1 pseudogene is annotated in these 296 nt (G+C 66.9%); it reads right to left on the bottom strand.

The features are described 5' to 3' along the window. Positions 1–296 (bottom strand): annotated as a pseudogene (locus A3736_RS07995) (alkene reductase); the annotation flags it as partial.

Raw genomic sequence — 296 nt, 5'->3', positions numbered from 1 at the left:
CCTGGTCCACAGTCTGGAGCACGATCTGGCCGCCTTCGTCGTGGACGGCCTTCGTCACCTGCTTCCAGCCTTCGGTCTGCTCCTCGCTCCAGATACCCGGCGCGGCGGGCCAGCCTAGGCCTTCCACGCTGATGCCGGTCGCTTCGCTGATGATGAGACCGGCGGACGCGCGCTGGCGGTAATAGGTCGCCATCATCTCGTTGGGGATCGAACCGGGCTGAGTCGAACGGCCGCGCGTGAGAGGCGCCATCCAGATGCGGTTCTTCGCTTCGAGCGCACCGAAGCGCAGGGGCTGG

Source organism: Erythrobacter sp. HI0063, from assembly GCF_001635685.1.
Taxonomy (GTDB): domain Bacteria; phylum Pseudomonadota; class Alphaproteobacteria; order Sphingomonadales; family Sphingomonadaceae; genus Qipengyuania.
Note: the sequence above shows the minus strand (reverse complement) of the source record. Positions and strands in the feature narration are given on the sequence as shown.